Below are 8,316 nucleotides of genomic sequence, written 5' to 3'. Positions count from 1 at the left end.
AAACAACGGCACCGGCTACGGCCTGCCCATCGCACAGCGCTACGTGACCTTCCACGGCGGCACGCTTGAAATTCAAAGCCAGGACGGCAAGGGCACAACCGTGGTGGTGCGCCTGCCCGCCGAAATCCCCGAATGAAAAAAACTGTTCTCATCATCGACGACAACGAAAAGGTGCTACGGACGCTGGAGGACCGCATTGAGTCCATGGGCTTCGACTTTGATTCGGCGGATTGCCAGGTCGCCGCCACGGCCTTGCTGCAAAAGCGCCGTTACGACCTCATCCTGCTGGATCAGGAGCTGCCCATCAAAAAGGGCAAGCCCACCCACAAGCAGGTCGGGCGAAACCTGCTGGTGCATATCCGTCAGGATGCCAACAATGAGTCAACGCCCGTCATCGTGGTTAGCGAGCAACGTCATCAATGGTCCAGAGGCAGGGTTCAGACTGAGTTGTGGACTGAGGATCAGGAGATGGTAGTGGCGTATCAGGGTGAGTTTGAGATGGGCTCATAACACAACAAATAACCTGGCCAAATCTTGGCGCTAATCACCCTTGGAGGTTTCGAGGGTGCATAAGAACGTTGATCATTTCGAGGTGCGTTCCGTTGCTCGGATGGAATGACGTCTATTATTCAATCCTCAAACCAACGCTTCACAGCTTCAGAGTTGAACCGGACTAGCCGACCGGCCTTACGGAAAGGTAGACCTTGGTTTCGCAGATTGCTGACATGTCGAGTGCTACAGCGTGCATAGTCTGCCACATCCCGAACAGTCCAGAGGACGGGTCCGTTTTGCATAGAAGAGTTAGCGGCAGCAGGGGTTTCAGAGGGATTGGGGGTTGCGTTCATCGCCATGATTAGCGTGTCAACCAGTGGGTGCATGTCATCACCATTAGCTTCCACACAAAGCATCTTGTTGCGCAACAAGCACTGCTGCACCCCTGGGCACCCTCACCATTCTTTGAGAAAAGTGGAGATTCGTGTCATGACAAGTTGTGACAACCAACCTTCCAATTCATTCCATGAAGAGCACTATGCCAAAACCCAACTGGAGAACGATAGCCTGTGAAATGGAAGAGTATGGCAGTATGGAGAATAATGATTTCCCGCCCCATATCCATTGGTAATCGAGCTAAGGTTTGGCGAATCAAACGGCATGGCGGCAATATTATGCCTCCCTTCCCTTCTATCCACGATTGCAGGGCAATGGATGCGAAACCCTGAACCCGTCATACACTCGCCTGACCGCGACGAGCCTCCCTGGATCGCTCGATCCACTCAGGCAAAGAGCGCCTTCACAGGCTGGCCGCGATCCGTGATCGGCACGGGGCGATCACCATCGTAGAGTTCTTTGGAAGGATTGATGCCTAAATCGGCGAGGATGGTGGCGAAGAGGTCAGGCACGCTGCAGGGGTTTTCGACAGGCTTTTTGCACTCGTCGTCGGTGACACCCCAGGCACCGCGGTGCTTCAGACCGCCGCCAGCAAGCACGACACTGAAGGTGCTGCCTTGATGCCCACGACCACCACCGCCGTCAAAAGCGGAGGGACGGCCGAACTCGGTGTTCACGACGATGAGCGTCTTGTCGAGCAGGCGGTGGGCTTTGAGATCGGTGATGAGCGTGCTCAGTGCCTGGTCGAGGTCTTGAATGAGGAGGTGCTGCTTGAGCTGGCCCTGGTTGTGCGTGTCCCAGCCTGTGCCGTTGACGAAGTTGAGGTTGTGCGAGACCTCGATGAAACGAACGCCACGTTGGATGAGCCGACGTGCGAGCAGGCAGCGCTGGCCGAACTCACTGCCGTAGGCGGTGCGCAGCTCGTCTTTCTCAGACTTCAGATTGAAGACATCCATGAACTCGGGTCCGGCCAGCGCGAGGCTCTCCTGCATCGCGGTGTCATATTCGTTGAGGATGGGGCTGGCGCGCAGTTCCTTGGCGCTTTGACGCATGGTGCCGAGCAACTGCTCGCGTCGGCTCTGGCGCGGATCGAGGATGTGCTCCGGACGCTTCAAACCAGCGGGACCAGCATCGGTGTCGAGCAGGTAGAGGAAACCCGCCTTCGCCCCGAGGAAGCCAGGACCACGGGAGAAGTTCGGATATCCGATGAGCACATAAGCGGGCACGCCTTCGGCGGCAGCACCGCGTTCGCTGGCGATCATGGAGCCAAGCGAGGGATACACGGTGGTGCCGCTGACGTTGCGGCCCGTGTGCATGCGGTTGGAAGCGGCAGCATGCTCATCGATCACGTCATGGTTCACGGTGCGCATCGCGGTGATGTGCTCCATCAGCTTCGCGCAGCGCGAGAGATGCTCGGTGACTTTGACGCCAGACACGGAGGTCTCGATGCCCGGATAGTAGCTGCCAGACTTCTTCGCCTTCGGATCACCGAGCGCCTTCGGATCCCAGGTATCCACCTGCGCGGCACCACCGCCGAGCCAGATGTGAATGACGTGCTCCGCCTTGCCCATGGGGAAGTTCGCCACGTGCGCAGCCTCTTTGGCGAGCAAGGCGAGGTCCGCATGGGATGCGGAAGCGGCAGCTCCTGCGAGTTTGAGAAGGGAACGTCTTTTCATGGAGAAGTAGAAAGTGGATGCGATCTGACATCTTACGAAGATGCGGCCTCCAACTTCCTGCTTTTGTTCTACCTGAGAGGGCACGCCATCACATACGAAGTCATCGCAGTTCGAGTAGGCTTTAGCAGACTTTTCGGGATGCCACATGCGCTCGTCGAGCCGCGCAGGTGATGGCAGCGTGGACTTGATAAGGCGTTTGATGATGCTTTTGAGGAAGGTGACTTCACGAGCGATGAAGACGGGCGTTTTTGGCGAGAGTTTCTCGATGACGACGGTCATGGGGCGACCGCATCAGAGCTGCGCCGAGTTCAAAACCATGCGTGAGTTCGGCGATGCAGCGGCATGCACGCGGTTCACTGGTCAGTGTATTTAACCAGAGAAACGTCATCGTCACCATGCCGGGGCCGCTATATGATAAAAGCCTCCAGGGAGCGGGGCGACTCATCAGTCACGCCTCCTTTAACTCGAAGCAACCATGCTCATCCACAGCGCCGACATCGCCCTCTATCAAAAGCACCTGCGTATCGAACTCGCCGCCATCATCCACACCGCAGGTGTTTCCAAACCCGCTTCCAACTTCGACACCGCCAGCATCTGACCCAACCATGAAATCAGCCCTCCTCCTTTCGTCATTCGTCATTCTGTCTTGCGTTGCAGGACCATTGGCCGCCGCGCCCTTCATCGAGAAGCAAGACCTCTTCACCGCCGGTGAAGACCCCGCTTACAATATCTACCACATCCCCGGCATCGTCGTTACGGCCAAGGGAACCGTGCTCGCCTGGTGCGAGGCGCGCAAACGGCCCGCTGGCGTCAGCGACTGGGATGATATCCGCATCCTGCTGCGTCGCAGCACGGATGATGGCAAGACCTGGAGCGCACCCAAAAGCATCGCCAATGTCGATGGGCCAAAGCAGAAAAACCCCTTCGCGCTGAAAATGAAGAACGTCGATCCCAACGATGTGACCTACAACAACCCCGTGCTCATCGCCGACAAGGACGGTACCGTCCACATGCTCTTCTGCCTGGAATACATGCGCGTTTTTTACCAGCGCAGCGAAGACGATGGGATTTCATGGAGCAAGCCGAGCGAGATCACCGTCGCGTTTGAGGCCTTCAAAAAAGACTACGATTGGAAAGTGCTCGCCACCGGGCCGAATCACAGCATCCAACTCAAGACAGGTCGTCTCGTCGTCCCAGTCTGGCTTTCCACCGGCACGGGCGGCAATGCCCACCGCCCCAGCGTTACCGCCACGATCTACAGTGACGACTTTGGCAAAAGCTGGCACGCCAGCGAGATCGCCGTGCCATGCACCGAAGAATGGATCAACCCGAATGAAACCGTCGCCATCGAACTCAATGACGGCCGCGTGATGCTGAACGTCCGCAGCGAATCGAAGGCCCATCGCCGCCTCATCACCACCAGCAAAGATGGAGCCACCGGCTGGAGCACACCAAAGTTTGACGACGCACTGCTCGAACCCATCTGCATGGGCGGCATCGTCCGCTACAATCACGATAGCAAGAGCCTCATCCTCTTCTCCAATCCTCACAATCTCGACAAAGAGAAAGGCAAGGCCGAGCCCGGCAAAAACCGCGATCGCAAGAAAGTCAGCGTGAAGATCAGCCACGATGAAGGCCAGACCTGGCCCGTGAACAAGCTCATCGAGGACGGCCCCAGCATGTATTCCGACATCGCTGTGACCCAGGCTAGCACCATCCTCTGCTTCTACGGGCGTGGCACGAAGCCCGGCTTCGCTGGCGCAGGACTCACACTCGCCCGCTTCAATTTGGAATGGCTCACCAGCCCGTGATTGATTGCGGCTGGAGTTTCGGCTTCACGCCGCCGGTCTTTTCACCTTTAATGCTGGTTGAACACAATTTAGCTCTGCCATGCAGCCAACTTTAAACATCTCCCGCCCTCCTCTGAACCGCCGCAGCTTCCTCATGGGAACAGTCGGGGCCTGCGCAGCGCTCGGCACTGGAGGCTGGCTGTGGTCACGAGAGAAGCCTTGGCAAGTCTTCCGCCAGACCTCGCACGCGCTTGGTTCATCCATCACCATCTCTGTTTGGCATCGGGATGAGGCAGCGGCGGAGACTGCACTCGATGCAGCCTTTGCCGAACTCGAACTCGTGGAGAGTGTGATGAGCATTTACCGGTCCGAGAGTCAGCTCAGCCGCTTGAATCAAGACGCGGCACTTGATGATCCGCATCCGCATCTGGTCACCGTGTTGGAGTATGCGACTACCATGGCAAAGGAAACAAACGGCGCCTTTGATGTGACGGTGCAGCCGCTGTGGGATCTGTATCACAACGCGAAGAAACATAGCCGACTGCCGAGTGAGGAGGAAGTGATCCAAGCTCGTGCTTTAGTGGACTGGCAGCGGGTGAAAATCACGCCAAGTCGCCTCCAACTCACGGGAGCAGGCACGGCGATCACACTGAACGGCATCGCGCAAGGTTTCGCTGCGGACGCAGCGATGGTGGTGCTGCGGCGCGTGGGTGTGATGCATGCCTTGATTGATGCCGGTGAGATGAATGCGCTCGGCGGCAAGCCCGATGGCGAGGCTTTCACCGTGGGCATCCAGCATCCGCGGCATGACGATGCTTTTGTCTCCATGGCAAAACTCCAGGACCGCTGTCTCGCGACTTCGGGCGACTACGAGACACGATTTAGCGATGATTTCGTCCATCATCATCTCTTTGATCCGCACACGGGTCATTCACCCACGGAACTGGCCAGCGTGTCCATCGTCGCACCGACAGCGATGGCGGCGGATGCGCTTTCGACGGCGGTGTTCGTGCTCGGCATCGAGCGCGGTATGGACCTCGTGAGGCGCACGCCGGGCACGGATGCGTTGCTCGTTTCGAAGAGCGGTAAGGTCACCTCCACCGAAGGTTTTCCACTCAACGCCTAAACCGCCATGACCACATCTCTTCGCATCGGCATCGTGGTGTTACTGCTGGCTGGGTCAGCGCGGACACCATCGAACTCATGAATGGCAACAAGGTGGAGGGCAAAGTCCTCGCCACCGATGCCGCTGCCAAGACCGTCACTGTCGAGGCATTGATCGGCGGGCAGACGATCAAACGCACACTGCCTCAGGCTCAGGTGCATGCTTTGACCGTGAACGGACAGCGCACCGTACTGACGCCGAAGCCAGGCACTCCAGCCAGCGGTGCGGCACCTGCATCTGTCACCACGCGCACTCCCGAAGAAGTCAAAGCCTTGATCGAAAAGGAAGGCTCCACACCGCCGGACTGGCTGAAGTCCACCAAGCTTAACTACCCGAAGACGCTCGATATCACCTGGGCTGATCCGCCAAAGGGGCAGTGGAACAACCAGAAGAATGTCGGGCAATTTAACTGGGACATCATCAATCCCAACGAAAGCCGCTGGCGTGAGGGCGTGAAACTCATGGAAGAAGTGCTCACTTTGAACAAAGACAATCCTGTCATCCAACTGCGAGCCACAAAGGAGATCGCAAACATGTACTTCCGCTTCTTCCAGGACTACGCGCGCGCCGCGTGGTGGTGGCAGAAGGCCGGTGTGAACGAGGATGATCAGCAGAGCGTGCTGCTCGCCGAATGCTACTGGCGTCTGGGCAGCAAGCAGATGGCGATGGACATGCTGGATGGTGAAAGCTTCTACCTCAACACCATCAAACTCATGGGCGACATGGGCGAGACGGACAAGGCTGTGGAATACGCCGATGCCTTTGCCGATGGCGACAGTGAGCCTCACGGAGCCTATCTTCTCGGTGGTGATGCATGCCGTCTGGCCTGGCGATATGATGAAGCCATCGCCTATTACCAAGCGGTACTGGATGAGCCCGTGGACCCGAAAAACAAGAACCGCTTCCAGCGCTTGATCGGACGCGCGCAGCATAGCCTTGAAGCCATCAAGCTGTTTGAACTTTTAGACATCACCAAGGTGGCTGACGGCACCTTCACCTCCAGCGCACTCGGCTACGAAGGAGACGTGCAGGTGTCCGTTAAGGTGAAATCCAAACGCATCGAGTCCGTGAAGGTCACCCAGCACAAAGAGAAGCAGTATTATTCCTCCATGCGCGATGTACCAGAGCAGATCATCGCCAAGCAAGGCGTCAAAGGTGTCGATGCCACCAGCCGCGCCACCATCACCGGCAACGCCATCATCAATGCCACCGCCAAAGCACTCGCCGAGGCAGCGAAATGAAAGAGCCCGGCCAGCGCAAACGCAGCTTGTATCGGCTGGATCACTTCTTGCCCTTTCAGCGCGCGTCGAGCAAACCCCAGCCCAAAAGCATCAGCGCGACGTTGCGCAAGCTGCTGCGCCGCATCGGGCCGACGATGCTCGCCGCGCCCCTGCGGCGTGTGGTGCAGACGCTGTGCTTCCTGCCCTTCACCTGGCTCTTCTTTTATGTCTGCTGGCCCTACCACGCCAAGCCACAAGCACCCGGCGTTATCCACGAAGGCTGGCGCCTCGCCGAGTTTGAGCAAACCAGCGGAGGGCTGAACCTGGAGCATGACAGCGCTGCCAAAGAGCTGCGTATCGGCCAGCAGCTCTTCCTCGTCGATCAAGGCAGCAAGGCAGGTCACTTCAACATCACTGCCATCGAAGACAATCGCGTACGACTCGCACCAGCCGTGCCGCTGACAGCGGAACAGATCGACCGCGTGCTGTTCGGCGCTGGACCTTGGGCTTTGCATGAGACAGAACCTGGCAAGTGGCCGTCGCATTACACCGATGACCTCGCGAGGAAGGAGATCGTCGCAGCTGAGAGCTTCCTCGTGATTGATCCGCTCGTCAGTCTCTCCACCGCCATCGCGTCGCGGAGCTGGGTGTGGTCGTTGGTGTGTGCGGGCATCATTCTCGCGGTGTGCGTGCTCATACCACGCGGCTTCTGCGGCTACCTCTGCCCACTCGGAACACTGATCGACATGTTTGACTGGGCCATTGGCAAGCGCGTCACGCGCTTCCGCGTCGCCAAAGACGGCTGGTGGGTTCACATCAAATACTACCTGCTGCTCGCCGTGCTCATCGCTGCCTTCTGCGGCGTGCTCATCTCCGGCTATGTCGCCGCCATTCCGGTCATCACGCGCGGCATGTTGTTTATTGGCGAGCCCTTGCAGAGTGGATTCGCGCGCGAATGGCATCTCGTACCCTCGATGAACTTCGGTCATGTCGTGTCGATTCTGCTCTTCTTCGGCGTGCTCGCTCTTGGTCTGTTGAAGCCGCGCTTCTGGTGCAAATACGTCTGCCCGAGCGGCGCGTTGTTCTCAGTGGGCAACCTGTTCCGCATCAGCGAACGCAAGGTCGAATCAAGCTGCATCAACTGCAACAAGTGCGTCCAGATCTGCCCCTTTGACGCGATCAAGCCCGACTTCACCACCCGTGTCACCGACTGCACACTCTGCCAGACCTGCGGCGGTGTTTGTCCGACACAGTCGATCAAATTCGTCGAGCGCTGGAACGTCATGGACCTCAAGAAGGAAAACGATCCGCCTACTGGCGAGACCGCGCTCGGTCGTCGCGGCTTCATGTCACTCGTCACTGGCTCAGGCATCGGTGTCGCAGGTGGTGGTGCTATCTCCGCAACGACCAAACTGTGGGGAGCGAATCTTGATGATCCGAATGCCTTCCGCCCCGTGCGTCCGCCCGGCAGCGTGCCAGAGCCTGCGTTTCTCGACATGTGCATCCGCTGTGGCGAATGCTTCAAAGCCTGCCCGAACAACGTGCTGCAAGCCGAAGGCTTCGAGCAAGGTCTCGAA

At 58.2% G+C, this 8,316-nt stretch carries 9 protein-coding genes; 7 read left to right on the top strand and 2 right to left on the bottom strand.

Going from position 1 to position 8,316, the window contains the following annotated elements; all coding sequences use genetic code 11:
- Positions 1 to 136: ATP-binding protein (locus AC6FTP_RS23915; protein WP_497209424.1), on the top strand; the 136-nt coding region annotated here is incomplete at its 5' end.
- Positions 133 to 510: a response regulator gene (locus tag AC6FTP_RS23910; RefSeq protein ID WP_497209422.1), complete on the top strand. Its 378-nt coding sequence runs from the start codon at positions 133 to 135 to the stop codon at positions 508 to 510. The genes AC6FTP_RS23915 and AC6FTP_RS23910, both read left to right, overlap by 4 nt.
- 119 nt (positions 511 to 629) lie before the next feature.
- Here AC6FTP_RS23910 and AC6FTP_RS23905 read toward each other — a convergent pair whose 3' ends face one another.
- Positions 630 to 794, bottom strand: a complete 165-nt coding sequence (locus AC6FTP_RS23905; protein ID WP_497204423.1) for a helix-turn-helix domain-containing protein — start codon at positions 792 to 794, stop codon at positions 630 to 632.
- 480 nt (positions 795 to 1,274) lie between these two features.
- On the bottom strand, positions 1,275 to 2,564 hold the full coding sequence (locus AC6FTP_RS23900) for a DUF1501 domain-containing protein (RefSeq protein ID WP_497209423.1): 1,290 nt from the start codon (positions 2,562 to 2,564) through the stop codon (positions 1,275 to 1,277).
- Between the two features lie 475 nt (positions 2,565 to 3,039).
- Between AC6FTP_RS23900 and AC6FTP_RS23895 the strand changes: the two genes are divergently transcribed.
- The 5 genes from AC6FTP_RS23895 to AC6FTP_RS23875 form a co-directional block, all read left to right on the top strand.
- Positions 3,040 to 3,162, top strand: a complete 123-nt coding sequence (locus tag AC6FTP_RS23895) for a hypothetical protein (RefSeq protein ID WP_497209421.1) — start codon at positions 3,040 to 3,042, stop codon at positions 3,160 to 3,162.
- Positions 3,163 to 3,169: 7 nt separating this feature from the next.
- A complete protein-coding gene (locus AC6FTP_RS23890) occupies positions 3,170 to 4,375 on the top strand; it encodes a sialidase family protein (protein ID WP_497209420.1) in 1,206 nt (401 codons plus the stop codon).
- Between the two features lie 79 nt (positions 4,376 to 4,454).
- Entirely contained in the window at positions 4,455 to 5,480 is a 1,026-nt protein-coding gene (locus AC6FTP_RS23885; protein WP_497209419.1) for an FAD:protein FMN transferase, read from the top strand.
- A 77-nt stretch (positions 5,481 to 5,557) separates the two neighbouring features.
- Entirely contained in the window at positions 5,558 to 6,760 is a 1,203-nt protein-coding gene (locus AC6FTP_RS23880) for an FMN-binding protein (RefSeq protein ID WP_497209418.1), read from the top strand.
- Positions 6,757 to 8,316: 4Fe-4S binding protein (locus AC6FTP_RS23875; RefSeq protein ID WP_497209417.1), on the top strand; the 1,560-nt coding region annotated here is incomplete at its 3' end. The genes AC6FTP_RS23880 and AC6FTP_RS23875, both read left to right, overlap by 4 nt.

Origin of the sequence: Prosthecobacter sp., from assembly GCF_044378005.1 — a bacterium.
Taxonomy (GTDB): domain Bacteria; phylum Verrucomicrobiota; class Verrucomicrobiia; order Verrucomicrobiales; family Verrucomicrobiaceae; genus Prosthecobacter.
The sequence above is the reverse complement of the archived record's forward strand: the minus strand, read 5'-3'. Positions and strand labels throughout refer to the sequence as shown.

Bases quoted from the DNA above. Each gene is read 5' to 3' on its own strand.
- AC6FTP_RS23910 (WP_497209422.1), top strand. From the start codon at position 133: ATGAAAAAAACTGTTCTCATCATCGACGACAACGAAAAGGTGCTACGG.
- AC6FTP_RS23895 (WP_497209421.1), top strand. From the start codon at position 3,040: ATGCTCATCCACAGCGCCGACATCGCCCTCTATCAAAAGCACCTGCGT.
- AC6FTP_RS23885 (WP_497209419.1), top strand. From the start codon at position 4,455: ATGCAGCCAACTTTAAACATCTCCCGCCCTCCTCTGAACCGCCGCAGC.
- AC6FTP_RS23905 (WP_497204423.1), bottom strand. From the start codon at position 794: ATGCAAAACGGACCCGTCCTCTGGACTGTTCGGGATGTGGCAGACTAT.
- AC6FTP_RS23890 (WP_497209420.1), top strand. From the start codon at position 3,170: ATGAAATCAGCCCTCCTCCTTTCGTCATTCGTCATTCTGTCTTGCGTT.
- AC6FTP_RS23900 (WP_497209423.1), bottom strand. From the start codon at position 2,564: ATGAAAAGACGTTCCCTTCTCAAACTCGCAGGAGCTGCCGCTTCCGCA.
- AC6FTP_RS23880 (WP_497209418.1), top strand. From the start codon at position 5,558: ATGAATGGCAACAAGGTGGAGGGCAAAGTCCTCGCCACCGATGCCGCT.